General features: G+C 65.7%; 18 protein-coding genes. 4 read left to right on the top strand and 14 right to left on the bottom strand.

Going from position 1 to position 15,358, the window contains the following annotated elements:
- The 5 genes from C3Y92_RS19720 to C3Y92_RS19700 form a co-directional block, all read right to left on the bottom strand.
- Complete coding sequence (locus tag C3Y92_RS19720) at positions 1-699, bottom strand: polymorphic toxin type 44 domain-containing protein (RefSeq protein ID WP_165352146.1); 699 nt, start codon at positions 697-699, stop codon at positions 1-3.
- Positions 700-764: 65 nt separating this feature from the next.
- Positions 765-1,439, bottom strand: a complete 675-nt coding sequence (locus C3Y92_RS19715; protein WP_235669549.1) for a terminase small subunit — start codon at positions 1,437-1,439, stop codon at positions 765-767.
- 540 nt (positions 1,440-1,979) lie between these two features.
- On the bottom strand, positions 1,980-2,249 hold the full coding sequence (locus C3Y92_RS19710) for a hypothetical protein (RefSeq protein WP_129355543.1): 270 nt from the start codon (positions 2,247-2,249) through the stop codon (positions 1,980-1,982).
- Entirely contained in the window at positions 2,246-2,473 is a 228-nt protein-coding gene (locus tag C3Y92_RS19705) for a hypothetical protein (RefSeq protein ID WP_129355541.1), read from the bottom strand. Before C3Y92_RS19705 ends, C3Y92_RS19710 begins: the two co-directional genes overlap by 4 nt.
- Positions 2,470-2,715 carry a hypothetical protein gene (locus tag C3Y92_RS19700; protein WP_015863118.1) on the bottom strand — a complete coding sequence of 82 codons (246 nt, stop codon included), beginning with the start codon at positions 2,713-2,715 and terminating at the stop codon, positions 2,470-2,472. Before C3Y92_RS19700 ends, C3Y92_RS19705 begins: the two co-directional genes overlap by 4 nt.
- Before the next feature lie 176 nt (positions 2,716-2,891).
- On the opposite strand from C3Y92_RS19700, the gene C3Y92_RS19695 reads away from it, so the two are divergent.
- Positions 2,892-3,242, top strand: a complete 351-nt coding sequence (locus C3Y92_RS19695; protein WP_129355539.1) for a hypothetical protein — start codon at positions 2,892-2,894, stop codon at positions 3,240-3,242.
- A 214-nt stretch (positions 3,243-3,456) separates the two neighbouring features.
- Positions 3,457-5,088 carry a response regulator gene (locus C3Y92_RS19690; protein ID WP_235669548.1) on the top strand — a complete coding sequence of 544 codons (1,632 nt, stop codon included), beginning with the start codon at positions 3,457-3,459 and terminating at the stop codon, positions 5,086-5,088.
- Between the two features lie 74 nt (positions 5,089-5,162).
- On the opposite strand, the gene C3Y92_RS19685 is transcribed toward C3Y92_RS19690, so the two are convergent.
- The 8 genes from C3Y92_RS19685 to flgB form a co-directional block, all read right to left on the bottom strand.
- On the bottom strand, positions 5,163-6,308 hold the full coding sequence (locus C3Y92_RS19685) for a pyridoxal phosphate-dependent aminotransferase (RefSeq protein WP_129355536.1): 1,146 nt from the start codon (positions 6,306-6,308) through the stop codon (positions 5,163-5,165).
- Positions 6,309-6,491: 183 nt separating this feature from the next.
- Positions 6,492-7,817: a FliI/YscN family ATPase gene (locus tag C3Y92_RS19680; protein WP_129355534.1), complete on the bottom strand. Its 1,326-nt coding sequence runs from the start codon at positions 7,815-7,817 to the stop codon at positions 6,492-6,494.
- Positions 7,804-8,664 carry a FliH/SctL family protein gene (locus tag C3Y92_RS19675; RefSeq protein WP_129355532.1) on the bottom strand — a complete coding sequence of 287 codons (861 nt, stop codon included), beginning with the start codon at positions 8,662-8,664 and terminating at the stop codon, positions 7,804-7,806. Before C3Y92_RS19675 ends, C3Y92_RS19680 begins: the two co-directional genes overlap by 14 nt.
- Positions 8,651-9,652, bottom strand: a complete 1,002-nt coding sequence (fliG, locus tag C3Y92_RS19670) for a flagellar motor switch protein FliG (protein WP_015863112.1) — start codon at positions 9,650-9,652, stop codon at positions 8,651-8,653. Before fliG ends, C3Y92_RS19675 begins: the two co-directional genes overlap by 14 nt.
- Positions 9,653-9,658: 6 nt before the next feature.
- On the bottom strand, positions 9,659-11,302 hold the full coding sequence (gene fliF / locus C3Y92_RS19665) for a flagellar basal-body MS-ring/collar protein FliF (RefSeq protein ID WP_129355530.1): 1,644 nt from the start codon (positions 11,300-11,302) through the stop codon (positions 9,659-9,661).
- A gap of 39 nt (positions 11,303-11,341) precedes the next feature.
- A complete protein-coding gene (gene fliE, locus C3Y92_RS19660; RefSeq protein WP_129355528.1) occupies positions 11,342-11,668 on the bottom strand; it encodes a flagellar hook-basal body complex protein FliE in 327 nt (108 codons plus the stop codon).
- A gap of 12 nt (positions 11,669-11,680) precedes the next feature.
- Positions 11,681-12,121 carry a flagellar basal body rod protein FlgC gene (flgC, locus tag C3Y92_RS19655; protein ID WP_006919149.1) on the bottom strand — a complete coding sequence of 147 codons (441 nt, stop codon included), beginning with the start codon at positions 12,119-12,121 and terminating at the stop codon, positions 11,681-11,683.
- 1 nt (position 12,122) lies between these two features.
- On the bottom strand, positions 12,123-12,533 hold the full coding sequence (gene flgB, locus C3Y92_RS19650; RefSeq protein WP_129355526.1) for a flagellar basal body rod protein FlgB: 411 nt from the start codon (positions 12,531-12,533) through the stop codon (positions 12,123-12,125).
- A gap of 355 nt (positions 12,534-12,888) precedes the next feature.
- On the opposite strand from flgB, the gene C3Y92_RS19645 reads away from it, so the two are divergent.
- Both C3Y92_RS19645 and C3Y92_RS19640 read left to right on the top strand, forming a co-directional pair.
- Positions 12,889-13,461 carry a tetratricopeptide repeat protein gene (locus tag C3Y92_RS19645; RefSeq protein ID WP_129355524.1) on the top strand — a complete coding sequence of 191 codons (573 nt, stop codon included), beginning with the start codon at positions 12,889-12,891 and terminating at the stop codon, positions 13,459-13,461.
- 286 nt (positions 13,462-13,747) lie between these two features.
- Positions 13,748-14,341, top strand: coding sequence for an IMP cyclohydrolase (locus C3Y92_RS19640; protein ID WP_129355522.1), 594 nt, complete (start codon positions 13,748-13,750; stop codon positions 14,339-14,341).
- Between the two features lie 179 nt (positions 14,342-14,520).
- Here the strand turns inward: C3Y92_RS19640 and rpiA are convergent, their stop codons facing one another.
- Positions 14,521-15,228 carry a ribose-5-phosphate isomerase RpiA gene (rpiA, locus tag C3Y92_RS19635; RefSeq protein WP_129355520.1) on the bottom strand — a complete coding sequence of 236 codons (708 nt, stop codon included), beginning with the start codon at positions 15,226-15,228 and terminating at the stop codon, positions 14,521-14,523.
- Between the last annotated feature and the right edge of the window lie 130 nt (positions 15,229-15,358).

The raw sequence follows: 15,358 nt of genomic DNA, 5'->3' as shown, positions 1-15,358 counted from the left end.
CTATGGGTCTATCTGCTCGATGAGATGTCGAGCATAAAATCCAAGGGCCGGGTGTTTGTCTACAATTACTTTTTTATACATATTGAGAAGAAAATCTTTTTGCTCGTGGGTGCCGTCCCCAAACCTATTTAGGTATACTTCTTTATAGTATCTGAACCCGTTTTTAATCATGTCCTGGTCTTTTTGCGAATCACCATACGGAGGGCCTTGGAATGACACTTTGAATTCTGAAATACCATTGATGATTTCTCCATTTTCGAACATTTTTTTGCTTTTGTTTGTAAACACATGGACAATGCCAGCTGCGCGTAACGCTACTTTTTCTGGAATTCCAAAGGCGAGAGCCGTTGCGCCATAGTTAAAATTCCCAAAGCCTTCATAATTAAGTGTTTGTGTCTTGAAATCCCATGGGCCTCTAGGTCGAACCATTTCTATAAACCAAAAAGGATTAAGGCTTTCTTGTGCTTGTCGGATGTTCATGTCAATGGCTGTGCCAGGAGGGCTTTGTGGAATAGAAATAATTGGCGCTCGGAAAGTTGAGCTTTGTTTAGTCTCGGGCGCTTGAAAATATGTTCCATTGGCAATTTGCGTGAGCTTGTTTTGTATGGCGTAGAAACTCGCGATTTCCAACGTTGTTTCCGCTTCCATCTGCTCCCAGCGAAGCCTCTGCTCCGGAGTACCGTAATCGCTGTTGCCCATGTCGTGTCCTCCGCTCCCCTTGCGACGGGGCGTTTTCATGTTGCTCTGACCGTAGCCCCTCCCGCCTACTCCCCCGGGCCGTCCTCCGGCTCCTCCGGCGGCGGCGCGTCCGGAAACGGAACCCAGGTGACCACCGTCAGCGGCCGCGCCCCCTCCCCGGACGCCGCGTCCGGCCCGGCGTCGCCGCGCCCGGCCCCCTTGCCGCCGCCCTCGCGCAACCCCAAATGCCGCGCCAAGGCGGCCAGGGCCGGCTGCTTGCCGAAAAGCTTCACCCGCACCCCCTTGCCCGGCGTCTCCACGATCTCCGACACGCAGGCCGCCTGATCCTCGGTCAGCTCCTCCGACGGCCGCAGCCGCACGCAGCCGTCCCCCCAACTGGCAAAATCCCGCATGTCGGCAAACGCCAACCGCGCCAACTCCAACACCACCCGGTCCTGGCTCACCCCCAGCCGGTCGCTGCGCGCCGCCATGGCCGCCTCCAGCGCCCGCCGCACATGGGGCAACGCCCGCAGCCGCGCCCCGGCCTGCCTGGCGCTGCGCGCGCTGTAGCCCGCCCGACCGGCCGCCAAGGTGGCGTTGCAGTCCACCAGATACTCCTCCACAAACCGCCGCTGCTGGTCCGTCAACGTCTGTTCGGCGGCAGCGGGGGTAGCGGCAGGGGAGATGGACGGGGCAGGAGAGGTGGAAGGGGAGGCGGAAGGCGAAGGTGAGGTGGTAGGGGGCGCGGCTTTGTCGGACATGGCGACGGCTCCTTGGCGCAAGGCGGCATGGTTGGCAGGCGGACAGCGAGATCGGTGGACAGAAGAGAAGAGGCCTCCGGCGGCCCAAGGGGGTGACCCCCTTGGGGAACCCCGAATGGGCACGGTCGGGGAAGGGCGTGTTGCGGCGGGCGGTTGGGCGGGAAGACCGCCTGGCGGCGTGCGCCAAGGCGCTGGCGGCTGCGCCGCGTGGGGCGTTGGAATTCCCGGACCGTCGATGCGCCCGGCTACCGCCGGGTGCTCGACGGCCCGGAAATTCCAACGCCCCGGTTCGCCCGGGAAAGGCAAACAGCATGATGAGTGTGTTGGCCCTTGCCCAAAACCCGGTTTGGGGGTCCGGGGGACTAAGTCCCCCGGCGGGCGCGGGCAGAGCCCGCTCTTCGTCTTCCCTCTTCCCTCTTGCCTAGTGCAGCCGGCGCGAGGGGCCGGACCAGTGCCACAGGGCGAGGATATCGGCCAGGGTGAGGTGGGGATTGAGGGCCAGGAGTTTGTCGAGGGACATGGTGCGGCTCCTTGTGGTGGTTAGGCGGCCAGGTCGCGCTCTTCGAGGATGACGAGGCGGGTGGCGTGGTTGTCGAGGCGTTCGGCCAGGCGCAGGGTCTCCTCGCGGGTGGGGTAGCCCTTGGCCAGTTCCAGGCGGCAGTCGATCTGGGCCTTTTCGTAGGCCCGCATCCGTTCTTCGAGCTTGTCGATGGCCCGGGCCACGTCGCTGATCCATTTGCGGGCGAAGAACAGGGCCATGCCGACAAGCAGCGAACTCCAGGCCGGCAGCACGAGGGCGTCGGGATTCATGGCCGGGGCTCCGTGGGCGTTTGGGGTTTGGCCAGAAGCGGCAGGGCTTTTTCGGCCAGATCGATGCCGGCCTGGGAGCCGATGGCCGTGAGCGCAATGTCGGTGATGGCCTGGATCTCGTCCGGGGTCAGCCCCAGGCTGTACTTGCGGCTAAGGGCCACGGCGGCGATGGCCAGGCCGGCGGCCCAGAGCTTGCGCGAGGCGGCGGGGGACGCGGCGTTCATGCCCAGCCCGCCTCGGGCAAGGGCTTTGAGGCCAGGCCCCGGCAAAACGGGCAGGCCGGACCGCCGCCAAAGGCCAGACGGCTGGCCGAGCCGGTAAAAACGGTGCCGCAGTCCGGGCAATTGCGATGCACCTTGTCCGCGACGTAGCACAATGTGCCGTCTTCGCTGAAAGTGGTGTAGTGGGACAGGACCGCGTTTCGCAGGTCGGCCGGCATGGCCGGCAGGGCCGAATGCGTGTTCATGTTGCACCATCCTTGGTTCCAGAAAGACCATGGAAGGCGGACACGTACCAGTCAGTCTATGTCATAAATCTTTTATTTAGTATTGGCGAATAGTTGTGTCGGTTGGCAAATCGCTTTACACGAAGCCGGCTGTTGGGCAGAGTGTTACGCTGCAACCCTTAACGATTGGAGCGGCCATGGCGGTGCGGACGAGTTTTTGGGCGGCGGTGTTGTTGATGCTTCTGGCGGGCTGCGCCGGGCAGGGCGGCGGGCTTGGCGGCGACAAGCCGCCGGTGATGACGGTGACGGACTATTTCGAATACTGTTCGGCCTTGCCCGGGCCCAATGCCTGTCTTTCCGATCCCATCTGCAACCGGTTCAAGCAGGAACTCAGCCAGCCGCCGACGGCGTTGTCGGCCTGTCTGACCATGTGCCGCAAGACCGGCGACGACTTGTACGTGGCCAATCTGACCAACGGCTGCGCCGGCATCCTGGATCGGGCCATCGATTTGTGCGACCAGTTCTGCCGGCGGCGTGACCGGTCGTAGCCGTTTTTTTAAGGCCCGTGTTGCGATGGGCCGCCCTTGGGAGTAGGCTCGGCGGTACGACAACCCGTTCGCATCGAAGCGTTGGAACGGCGAGGGTTAAATGGCCGGAGACGAAACACGCGCGCCGGATGCAGCGGCAGGCGGCCAACAGGAGGACGGGAGTCCTCTGGAGAGTTCCTGCGCGAATCAGTCCTCGTCCCGGAACCCGGATGAGGTGGCCAGCCAAGCCGTAGCGGCGCAGGCACCTCGCCCGACCCTGGCCCAGGCCCTTCGCGAGATGGAGACCATCTTCGAAAACGCCCTGGTCGGCATGGTCCTGGCCCGGGACAACCGGTTCGTCAAGGTCAACGCCCGGGGCGCGGAGCTGCTGGGCTGTCCGGGCGAGCAACTCATCGGCCGCACGGCCGAGGCGCTGTTCGATGCTCCCGAGGCCTATCAGGCCTTCGTGCGCCAGGCCTATGACGACATGCGCCAGCACGGCCTGCATGTCGGCGAGCACCAATTCCTGCGCCCCGACGGTACGCGCCTGATCCTTCGCACCGCCGCCCGGCAGATCAGCCCGGGCAACGCGGCCGAGGGCGTGGTCTGGGCTTTTGACGACATCACCGACCAAAAGCGTCTGGCCGAGGAACTGCTGGCCTCCAAGCGAGCGGCCGAGGCGGCCAGCCGGGCCAAGACCCAGTTTCTGGCCAACATCAGCCACGAACTGCGCACGCCCCTAAACGGCATCCTCGGCATTGCCCAGCTCCTGCTCGACAAGGGCGGCGACGAGGAGACCCGGGAGTATCTGAGCGTCATCCGCCAGTCGGCGGCCACGCTGACCAACATCGTCGGCGAGCTGCTCGATCTCTCCAATGTGGAGGCTGGCCGGCTGCGCCTGGCCCCCCGCGAGTTCGAGCTGGCCGCCGAACTCACGCCCCTTTTGCGCAATTTCATGGCCCAGAGCCTGCCGCGTTCGTTTGAATTTTCCTACTTTTTCGACCCGGGCCTGCCCGAGCGGATCATCGGCGACGCCAACCGCATCAAGCAGATTCTCATCAATCTGGTGGGCAACGCCTTCAAGTACACCCGCCGGGGCCACGTGACGGTGCGCGTCGCGCCGGGGGGCGAGGCCGCCGGCCCGGGGGCGGAGGGCTTTGCCTCGCCGGAGGGGCGCGCGCGGCTGCGTCTGGTGGTGGAAGATACCGGCATCGGTATTGAGCCGGGCCGGGAGCGGTCCATCTTCGAGCCTTTCGGCATCGGCGAGGATTACCTGACCAAGAAGTACAGCGGCGCGGGCCTGGGGCTGGCCATCGCCCGCCGGCTGGCCCGGATGATGGGCGGCGACGTGACGTTTGTGTCTGAGCTAGGCCGGGGCAGCACGTTTACGGTCACCCTGGAATGCGGCCTGCCGCTCCCGGCGCAAAAGCCGCGTCGGACTCGGCCGGCGCGTCGCGGTCTGGAGAGCGAGAAGCCGGCGCAGCCCGGCGGTGGCCTGCGCATCCTTTTGGCCGAGGACGAGCCGGTCAACCGTATTTTCACGGTGCGCGCGCTCCAAAAGCTCGGCCATGCCGTGGACGCGGCGGCCGACGGCCGCGAGGCCCTGGCCATGCTGGAGCGCGGCGCGTACGATCTGGTGCTCATGGACATTCAGATGCCGCGTTTAAACGGCCTGGAGGCCACCCGGCGCATCCGTTCGGGCCAGGTGGAGGGCGTGCCCCCGACCATGCCGGTGGTGGCGCTGACGGCCTACGCCATGGAGGGCGACCGCCAAAAGGGCCTGGAGGCAGGCATGGACGAGTACGTGACCAAGCCTTTCGAGCCGGCCGAGCTGACGGCGGCCATGGAGCGGGCCCTGGCCAAGTAGGGGCAGGCCTCCTGCGGCAAAACGAAAAAAACCGGCCCATGAGCCGGTTTTTTCATGGCCGCGCCGGAGGTGTTCTACCGGCAATGGTCGGCGATGTACCGCTCCAGCCGGGCCAGGCCTTCCTCGATGTTCTCCAGGGAGTTGGCGTAGGAAAACCGCAGATGTCCCTCGCCGCCCGGGCCGAAGTCGATGCCCGGGGTGACGCCCACGTGGGCTTTTTCCAAGATGTCGTAGGCCAGGGCCAGGGAGTTGGGGTGCAGGTGGTCGGCCCGCACGAACACGTAAAACGCGCCGGTGGGTTCCACGCGCGGCGAGAGTCCCAGGCGCGACAGGCCGGCCAAAAGGACCTTGCGCCGGGCGTCGTAAGTCTGGCGCATGGCCTCGGCCGCGGCCAGCCCGTCCGGGGACAGCGCGGCCAGCCCGGCCCATTGGGCCACGGACGAGGCGCAGATGAACAGGTTTTGCTGAAGCTTTTGCAAAAGCGGCATGAGCGAGGCCGGCGCGATGAGATAGCCCAGACGCAGCCCGGTCATGGCGAAACGTTTGGAAAAGCCGTTTAACACCAGGGCGTCGTCGGAAAATTGCAGGGCGCTGCGGGCCGGGCCGGCGTAGGTCAGGCCGTGGTAGATTTCGTCGGACACCACCGGCGCGCCGCAGGCGCAGGCTGCCTCCACGGCGTCGTCGGACAGCAGCGTGCCGGTGGGGTTGGCCGGGGAATTGAGCAGGATGGCGGCGGTGTCTTCGCTCACCGACTCCCAGATACGCTGGGGCGTCCACTGGAAGCCGTCTTCTTCGTCCACGGCCACATAACGCGGCGTCAGTCCGGTGAAGCGCAGGAAATTGGGGTAGCAGGCATAGGCCGGATCGGTGAGCAGCATGTGCTTGCCCGGCCGGGCCAGGACGCCGAAGGCCAGCAGCATGGCCGGCGAGGTGCCGCCGGCGACCAGAATCCGCTCCGGACTGATCTTCACGCCGTATTCGTCGGCGTAAAGGGCGCACAGGGCCTCGCGCAGCTCGCGGATGCCCAGACTATGTGTATAGTGGGTGCGGCCCTCGGCCACGGCCTTTTGCGCCGCGTCCTTGACGCACTCGGGGATGTCAAAGTCCGGTTCGCCGATCTCCAGGTGGATGACGCGGTTGCCGGCCGCCTCGATGGCCTGGGCGCGTTCGAGGATGTCCATGACGAGAAACGAGGTGATGTCCTTGCAGGCGGGGTTCATGGCAGTGGTCCGGTTGGTGGTTGAGGCGCGTTCCCGAACGCTTGGCGCGCAGCCGGCCGTCGTTGGCCACGGCCGCGCCGGTTTCGGCCGCATCCAGGCCGGTGAGGAAAAAAGGCGTCGGGGCAGGAAGATGTAGCCCGGGGGCGGGCGGCAGGCAAGGACGGCGGGCGGCGGAAGCCGAAATTACTTCTTGCCGATGAGGGCGATAACGGCCTGGAAGCACTCTTCCAGGCTTTGCCGTTCGGCCACGTCCTGGCGCAGAAAGGTGTTGATGGGGCCGATCATGTCGATGGCCCGGTCGATTTCCGGGTTGGCCCCCCGGGCGTAGGCCCCGATGTTGACCATGTCTTCCACCCGCCGGTAGGTGGCGAGCAAGCGGATGAGCTCGCGCGAGGCGGCAAGGGCGTCCTTGGGCGTCACGTCGGAGCGCAGGCGGCTGATGCTTTTCAAGACGTCGATGGCCGGGAAATGGCCCTGGTCGGCCAGATCGCGGGTCAGGACGATGTGGCCGTCAAGGATGGAGCGCACGCAGTCGGCGATGGGTTCGTTGAAGTCGTCGCCATCGACCAGCACGGTGTAGATGCCGGTGATGCTGCCCAGGCCGTTTTTTCCGGCCCGCTCCAGCAGCTTGGGCAGCTGGGCGAAGACCGAGGGCGTGTAGCCGCGCGTGGTCGGCGGTTCGCCGGCGGCCAGGCCGACCTCGCGCCCGGCCATGGCGAAGCGGGTGACGGAGTCCATCATGAGGATGACGTCGTTGCCTTCGTCGCGGAAAAATTCGGCCATGGCCGTGGCGGCGTAGGCGGCGCGCATACGGATCAGCGGACTCTGGTCCGAGGTGGCGACCACCACCACCGACCGGGCCATGCCCTCGGGGCCGAGGTCCTTTTCAATAAATTCCCGCAGCTCGCGGCCGCGTTCGCCCACCAGCCCAATGACGTTGACGTCGGCCACGGTGTTGCGGGCGATCATGCCCATGAGCGTGGATTTGCCCACGCCCGAACCGGCCATGATGCCCACGCGCTGGCCCTTGCCCAGGGTCAGGCAGCCGTTTATGGCCCGCACGCCCACGTCCATGGGGTCGCAGATGCGCGGCCGGTCCATGGGCGAGGGGGCCGGGGCGAAGATGGGATTGAAGCGGCGCGGCACGACGGGCTCGCCGTTGTCGATGGGATTGCCGAAGGCGTCCACCACCCGGCCGAGGTAGCGCCGGCCCACCGGAAACAGCGGCGGCGTGCTGGTGTTGCGGATAAGGGTTCCGGGCGCAATGCCGCGCAGGTCGCCGTAGGGCATGAACAGACAGGCCCCGTCGCGAAAGCCCACCACCTCGGCCGGCACTTCCGTGCCCGGGGCTTCGCCCTGGGGCAGCATGTGGCACACCGACCCCACCGGCGCGCGGATGCCGCGTCCCTCGGCGATAAGCCCCACCACCTTGGAGACCTTGCCGTAGGTCTTCATGGGCTGCATGGCCGACAGCAGCGAAATGGCCCCGGCCGCGTCAACCGTGGGCATGATCGTCCCCGGGCGCTCCCGGCCTCACGTCGCCAGGGGCGGCGTCGGGGGCCGCGTCGCCGGCCTCGCCCGGGGCCGGGGCAGCGGCCAGATGGGCGAAAATCGCTTCGACTTCGGCGAACCGGCTGGCGATGGTGTTGTCCACCAGGCCTTCGGGATATTCGAGATAGAGGCTGCCGGGAACAAGGGCGGGGTTGACGCGCACGGACACCCGGTCCAGGGCCGGGCGTTCGGCCTTGGCCCGGGTGAGCAGCTCGCGCAGCAGGGCCTCGTCCTCGGGGTGGACGGTGAGGGTGGGTTCGGCCTTGGCGTCGATGGCTTCCAGGGCTTCGTGCAGCAGCGCCGCGAGAATTTCCTCGCGCCGGGCGTCGATGGCCACGTTGACGGTGCGCTCCACGGCCAGACGCAGCAGCGTCAGAAATTCGTCGCGCTGGAGATCCCACAACCGGACGCGCTCGCCGGTCAGGGCCTCGGCCATGGCCCCGAAGGACGCGCCCAGGTGGTCCAGGGTCGCTTCGTGTTCCGCAGCGGCGGCGGCGGCGGCTTCGGCGGCGGCCGCGTCGGCGTCGGCCCGGCCTTCGGCGTGGCCGGCGGCGTAGCCTTCCTGGCGGGCCGTCTCGCGCAGGCGCTCGGCCTCGGCCATGGCCTCGGCGAGGATGGTCTGGGCCTTGGCCGTGGCCTTGGCCCGCAGGCGTTCCCAGAACCGGAGCTCGACCTTTTCGAGTTCCTCGGGGGAGCGGTGGGCTTCCAGCTCGGCCACGGTGGTCTCGCCCGGGCCGGCCAAACCCGCCCCGAGGATGACCCGGCCAGTCAGGACGCCGGTCGCCTCTTCATCAGACAAAGACATCGCCGCCTCCGCGGCCTATGGCGATCTTGCCCTCGGCTTCCAGGCGCCGCACGGTCTTGACCACGTTTTGCTGGGCGCCTTCGACCTCGGCCAGTCGGATGGGGCCCATGATTTCCAGGTCTTCCTGGATCATGTTGGCGGCGCGTTCGGACAGGTTGCGGAAGAACTTGTCGCGCAGTTCCTCGGAAGCGCCCTTTAAGGCCTGGGTGAGCTCCTCGTTGGAGACTTCCTTGAGCAGTTCGCGGATGGCCCGGTCGTCCAGGGCCTTGATGTCCTCGAAGACGAACATGAGGTTGCGGATGTCCTCGGCCGTCTGGGCGGATTCTTCCTCGATCTCGGAGAGGACTTCCTCTTCGGTGGCCCGGTCCACGGCATTGAGGATTTCGGCCACGGCGGTGATGCCGCCGACCTTCTTGCCTTCCTTGCCGCCCATGGCGATGAGCTGGTTTTGCAGCACCTTGTCCACTTCCATGAGCATGTCCTCGGCCACGGCTTCGAGCTTGGACAGGCGCATGAGCACCTCGGCGCGCACGCCCGAGGGCAGGTTTTGCAGCAGCTCGGCGGCCTGCTCGGGGTGCAGGTGGCCAAGGATCAGGGCCAGGGTCTGGGGATGCTCGTTGCGCAGGATCTGGGCCAGGATGCGCGGCGAGACGTTGCCCAGTTCCTGGAACGGGGTCGGGCCGGTATCGAGTTCGAGGGTTTCCATGATGTACTTGGCCGTGTCCGAGTCCAGGGTCTTGGACAACAGCCGGCGCACCTGGTCCGCGCCGCCCGTGACCATGTCGCGTCCGGTCTGGAGGGCGTCGTTGAACTCGTGGACCACTTCCTCGACCTGTTCCTTGGGCACGGTTTCGATGTCCAGCATGGCCTTGGAGATGGCGGCGATTTCGCGCCGATCCAGGCGTTTGAACACCTCCCCGGCGAACTTTTCGCCCAGGGCCAGACAGAGAACGGCGGTCTTTTGCGGACCGGACATCATGGCGGGCATGGGGGATTAGGCCTCCTGCTTAAGCCAGGTCTTGAGCAGCGAAATGGACTGCTCCATGTTTTCTTCGAACAGTTGCAAGGCCAGGTGCTTGGCCAGCTCGAACTGGCGGCCGGGTTCCAGCATGGCCGCCGCCTCTTCGCTTTCCACAGCCTCGGCCAGGGCCAGCCGGGCTTCGCCTTCGGGCAGTCTTTCCAAGGTTTCGATCTCCTCTTCGGTGACCCGCGGACGAATGAGCGCCAGCACCACCGGCCGCACGACCAGGATAAGGAACAGGAAGATGAGCAGGCCGTTGATGAAGGGCTTGCCCAGCCGCTGGGCGTATTCCAGCATGGTCTGCACCAGGCTCGGCTCGGCCGATCCGTCCGGCGCGCCGAACTCAAAGCTCGACACCTGGATCTCGTCGCCGCGGGCCGGGTCCAGACCGGCGGCCCGGGCCACGATCTGCTTGATGCGTTCCAGTTCCTCGGCCGAGCGGGGCACGAACTTCCAGTTCTTGGTCCCCTCGACCTTCTCGTAGGTCCCGTCCACGATAACCGCTATGGACTGGCGCTTCAAGTCGCCAACGGGGGTGACGACGTTTTGCTCTTCCTTGTTGATTTCGTAGTTGGTGGTCTTGTTTTCCCGGCTGGACTTCTGGGTGGACTCGGTGCCGGAATAGCCTTCGCCCCGGAAATTGGTGTTGGGCACGGCCTGTCCGCCGCCGCGCGGGGTGGTGGTGACGCCCGAGGCGTCCACGGCCGCCGTGCCGGAAGTGGATTCCTCGTTTTTCTGTTCGCTGCGCACCACGGTGGCGTTGGGGTCGTAGAGTTCCTTGCGGATGGTGCGCTGGCTGAAATCGAGTTCCGCGTTGACCTTGGCCAGGGAGCGGCCCGGGCCGAGGATGGGGGTGAGGATCTGTTCGAGGCGGTTTTCGAGGTTGGATTCGAAGGTGTTCTTGTATTCGAACTGGGTGGTGGTCAGGCCGTCGAGGCCGCCTTCGCCGCGCGGCTGGTACAGGGACTGGCCGGTGGTGTCGGTGACGGTGATGTGGTCGGGGGTGAGGCCTTCCACGGACATGGCCACGAGGTTGACGATGCCCTGGAGCTGCTTGGCGTCAAGTTTTTGGCCCTTGCGCAGGGTCAGCACCACCGAGGCGGTGGCCTTCTTTTGTTCCTCGATAAAAAGGCTCTTGTGGGGCAGCACCAGGTGGACCCGGGCCTTTTCGATCTGGGGGAATTCGGAAATGGTGCGGGCCAGTTCGCCTTGCAGCGCCCGGGTGTAGTTGATGCGCTGGACGAAGTCGGTCTGGCCGACCTTGAGTTCGTCAAACAGTTCGAAGCCGATGCCCTGGCCGCGCATGACGCCTTCGCCGGCCACCTTGAGGCGCTGCTCGTAGACGGCCTCGGCCGGCACCAGCACGGTGCCCCCGTTGTCGCGCAGCTCGTAGGGGGTCTTGGAGGCCTTGAGGAGCTCCACCACCCGGGAGGCGTCTTCCTGGGGCATGTTGGTGTAGAGCACGCGCATGTCGGGCTGGTTGAGAATAAACAGCATGACCACGAAGGCGGCGACCAGGGAAGCGGCCAGTCCGGCCAGCATGATGCGCTGGGCGGCGGAACGGTTGGACCAGTACTGGATGAGCTTCTCGAAGTTTTGCTTGAGGAAGTCGGGCATGGCGGGTCTCCTGGCGGTCTTCGTTTACGGTCGCGCGGGCTAGAACTGGATCTTGACGAGTTCGCGGTAGGCCTCGATGACCTTGCCGCGCACGGCCGTGGTCATCTGCATGGCGGAGCTGGCCTTTTGCAGATTGATCATGAGTTCGTGGACGTTTTGGGTCTGGCCCGAGGCAAAGGACTGGACCATGGCGTCCTTGCCGTTTTGCATGTCGTTGACGCGCTTGACGGAGTCGGTGAGCATCTGGCCGAACCCTTCGGCCGGGGCGGCCGGCTTGGCCAGGGAGCGCGACACCTTGGCTTCGATGGCCCCGGACTGGGACAGGGCGTTCTGGTAGGCGGCGAGGGCGAGGGAAGGGATGGCCATGACGCGTCTCCGTTAGCGGCCGATTTCCAGGGCCTTGTTGAACATGTTCTTGACGGTGCCGATGGACGAGCTGGAGGCTTCGTAGCTGCGCATGGCCGTGATCATGTTGGCCATTTCCTCGACCACGTTGATGTCGGGGTAGGCTACGTAGCCGTCGGCGTTGGCGTCGGGGTGGCCGGGCTCGTACTGCATGCGGAACGGGCGGTTGTCGTTGACCAGGCTTGTGACCTTGACGCCGGCCAGGTCGCGGTCCTGGGCCGACTGCATGGCCTTGGAAAACGGGCTGTCCACCGGGGTCGATTCGAGCATGACGGACTTGCGCACGTAAGGGCCGCCGCCGTTGACCGTCCGGGTGGTCTTGATGTTGGCCAGGTTCATGGAGATGGTGTTCATGGTGGTCCGCTGGGCCGACATGCCCGACGAACCGATGTCCATTGCGGTGAAGAGGTCCATATTACTTGCCTCCGTCCATGATGACCTTTTGCAGGCCTTCGAAACTCTTCTTGGTGATGTCGGTCAGGGCGTTGTACATGAGCGTATTCTTGGCCATGACCGCCATTTCCTTATCCATGTCCACGCTGTCCAGGCCCTGGACGACCCGGGGCTTCCAGCCCATCTCCAGGTTGCCCTCGAAGCCGGCGGCATTAAACACCGTGGGCATGTGGCCGCCGCTGGTGCGCGTCATCTTGCCCCGGCCGTCGATATTGAGCGCGGCTTGCAGTTCCTGCTCGAACTCCAGGGTGCGGGCCTTGAAGGCGGGCACGTCCTGGTTGGCCAGGTTGGACATGACGACATTCTGACGCTCCTGGTGCAGGTCCAGAACCTTGCCGAGAAGCCCGAGATTACTTGAAAAAATGGTTTTCATGGTCTTTTTCCTCCGCTTGGGAGAGCTGTCCCCGGGCTGGCCGCCCGTTTTCGCAAGCCTATTGGGCAAAAAGCGTTCCAGCCTGAACGGCCCGGGGCCACGCAGGGGCATTTTTTGCCGCCTATTCGTTTCACTTTCTAATAAAGCCGGACGAATTTCCCAAAAGCGTCATTTGCCGCAGGCCCGTGGAGCCGGCCGGCAGGCGCATCGGAGTGCTTGGCACGAGGATTGCTTGTGAAGAAAACGCCCGGCAGCCCTGGCCGCCGGGACAACCGAGCACCAGCCTGCGCCGTCAAGGCGCGAACCGGCCAGGCCCGAAACCAGCACCCGACGGGCCGCCAACGGAGGGGATGTCATGAGTGGGCAACTCGACTACGAAATCAACAAGGAACTCGGCGAATGCTATCTGTTCATGGGCGACCTGGACAAGGCCGAGGAATATTACGGCAAGGCCATGACCAGCAACGGCGTGCACCCCGACCCCTATCTGGGGTTGGCCACCATCGCCGTGCAGCGCGGCAAGCTTGACGAGGCCATGACGCTGTACCGCAAGGCGTCTTCCATTGAGGCCGACGACCGGTCCCTGTCCGGCATGGCGCTTATTGAGATGGAGCGCGGCCAGTCGGCCGAGGCGTTTACCCATTTCAAGGGCGCGCTGTCCAAGAACCCGGAAAACCTGGTGGCCCTTTTCGGCCTGGTCCGTCTGGCCCATGCCGACGACCGCCTGGACGACGTCCTGCCCTATCTGCAGGACTATCTGGCCCTGGACCCGCTCAAGCACGAGGTCCGCTTCACCCTGGCCGGTTGTCTGGTGAGCCTTGGCCGCCATGGCGAAGCCGGGGCGGAGATCGACCAGATCCTGCTCCAGGACCCGGCCAACGACGCCGCCCGGGAACTGGCCGACGAGCTCAAGCGCATCGCGGCCTAGCCGGCGAAGCGGTCCGGGCCTTGGCCGGACAGCCTTGTCCTGAAAATTTGCTCCTTGGCCAGGCTTTGCCTGGCTTCAGGGAGACGATGCAAGCCGCGTCGATCCGGTCCGTGGACACCCCTCCGCGACGTCCGGCCCGGGCCGCCCAGCCCTGGCCGGACGTTCCGGCCCTGCATTTCGGGTCGTGTTCACGAGAGGCGCGCAGGGCGTTTTGCGCCGCGCGCCCCTTGCACCCTTGCCAAGCTGGCCGCCATGTGGCACCTCGCCTGAAAAAGCGAGGTCCAGCATGGATTTTCTGCCTGTCAAACGGGCGCTTTTAAGCGTCACGGACAAGTCCGGCCTGCCCGAACTGGCCCGGTTCCTGTCCGCCGCCGGCGTCGAACTCGTCTCCACCGGCGGCACCCGCAAGATGCTCGTCGAAGCCGGCCTGCCCGTCACCTCCGTCAGCGACGTGACGGGGTTCCCGGAAATTTTAAACGGCCGCGTCAAAACCCTGCACCCCAATGTCCACGGCGGCATCCTGGCCGACAAGGACAATCCCGAACACGTCGCCACCCTGGAAAAACACGGCATCGTCGCCTTCGACATGGTGGTGGTCAATCTCTACGCCTTCGGCAAGGCCCTGGAAAAGGGACTGCCCCTGCCGGAGATGGTGGAGCAGATCGACATCGGCGGGCCGACGCTGCTGCGCGCTTCGGCGAAAAATTTCGCCTCCATCCTGGTGGTGCCCGATCCGGCCTTCTATCCCGAGGTCATGGACGCCCTGGCCCAAAACGGCATGAAAGCGCCGTTGGCCCTGCGCCAGAAAACCGCCGCCGCCACCTTCCGCCAGACCAGCGTCTACGACGACGCCATCGCCACCTACCTGGCGGGCGCTTAAGTCCTTCCATCTTCCCGTCGTCGGCCGGGAGCCTTTTGGGCTTCCGGCCGCCAAGCCGCCAAGCCTGCGTCCCTTGGATATCCAGTCGTATTTTTGGGAATAATCCCTGGTTTTCTTGTAGGCCCGGCGTCAATCGCCAGGACCTTTGAGGCCGCGACGCTCGTGTCGCCGGGGCCGGTTCAGCCGGCCGGCCGGGAAAGCTCCCGCACGCCGTCCGGGCCGGCGATAAAGGCCGTCTGGGCCAGGCCCACGAAAAGCCCGTGCCCGGCCACGCCGGCCCGGGCATCGAGGAGCGCCGCCAGCCCGGCCGGATCGGCCAAGGGGCCGAAGGCGCAGTCGCAGATGAGGTTGCCGCGCTGGGTGCGCATGGGGTCGCCGTCGGGGCGACGGCGAAGCGTCGGCGCGCCGCCCACGGCCGCCAGGAAATCGACGGTGGGGGCCAGGGCAAAGGGCGTGACCTCCACCGGCAGGGCATGGCGCGTCCCAAGGACCGGCGAACACTTGCCGTCGTCGGCCACCAGCACGAAGCGCTCGGCGGCCTGGGCCACGATCTTTTCGTATAACAGCGCGCCGCCGCCGCCCTTGATGCAGTCGAGGTTGGGGGCGATCTCGTCGGCTCCGTCGATGGCCAGGGCCAGCCGGGGAAAATCGTCGAGGCCGGCCACGGGCAGGCCTGCGGCGCGAAGCGCCTCGGCCATGAAGCGCGCCGCCGGCACGAAGGCCGTGCCGGCCAGTTCCCCGCGCCCGGCCCGCGCGGCCAGAAACGGGACCACGGCCACGGCGGTGGAGCCGTGCCCCAGGCCCACGGCCATGCCCGGGCCGACCAGGTTCGCGGCGGCCTGGGCCGCCGCCCGTTTGCGGGCGTCGATGCTGTCGGCGTTCGTCATGTCTGCCTCCCGGAGCCGTGTCGCGGCCGAGTTGTCAGGAAAAGGGGCTTGGCCCGTCTGGAGCGTCCCGTCTTGGGGCGGGGCGCAAGGCCGCTTTCCTGTTTCCTGCCGTGTTTCCCTCCGCAAGCGC

This window comes from Solidesulfovibrio carbinolicus (assembly GCF_004135975.1).
GTDB classification, from domain to species: Bacteria; Desulfobacterota; Desulfovibrionia; order Desulfovibrionales; family Desulfovibrionaceae; genus Solidesulfovibrio; species Solidesulfovibrio carbinolicus.
Note: the sequence above shows the minus strand (reverse complement) of the source record. Positions and strands in the feature narration are given on the sequence as shown.